This window comes from Mycobacterium sp. P7213 (assembly GCF_900604305.1).
Taxonomy (GTDB): Bacteria; Actinomycetota; Actinomycetes; order Mycobacteriales; family Mycobacteriaceae; genus Mycobacterium.
In genome coordinates, this window is record NZ_UWOA01000127.1 from 1 (window position 1) to 570 (window position 570).

The window sequence follows — 570 nt, forward strand, 5'->3', positions numbered from 1 at the left end:
CGATCCATTTTTCGGCCAGGCTGTACAGGCTGTACAGCCCGGCGTAGGGGTCGAAGGCCAAGGAGAGTGCCGGGCCGGGCTCAGCCAGCGCGGCGAAGGCGGCGTCCCAGTGCTCGGCAGAGAAGAAGGTGTCCCACGCGGTGTTGTCGGTGACGGCCTGGGGGTCCAGTTCGCCGGCTGCGGTGGCAAAAGGTGCGACGAGGACATCGAGCATGTCGTCGAAATCRGCCTGAGCCGGCGCGGCCGGAGAGGTCAAAGCCAAAGACGCGGCAATACCGACAATCTTGCTGCCCACAACCCTGCTGCGGTGACGAGGCATCCCGACGAACCCTTCTTCATGGAAGACAACAGATTCTGAAGTCTGCCTGAGAAGTTAAACGAGTTGCTTATGTGATGCAAGGCTGCCACCTAGGCAACCCGGAGTGTCGGCGGTAGTCCGTTGGCGGGTCGACGGCTAGATACGTATCAACTTGACGGTGATGGTGGAGGCGTCGCCGTCGGCTCCGATGGTCAGGATCGGGGCATTGGGTGCCGAGGTGACGGTCCCGCCGGTCACGGTCACGGCATAGC

The 570-nt window shown here is 62.7% G+C and carries 1 pseudogene; it reads right to left on the reverse strand.

The features are described 5' to 3' along the window. A pseudogene (locus EJK91_RS21530) lies at positions 1-295 on the reverse strand (cellulase family glycosylhydrolase); the annotation flags it as partial. Between the last annotated feature and the right edge of the window lie 275 nt (positions 296-570).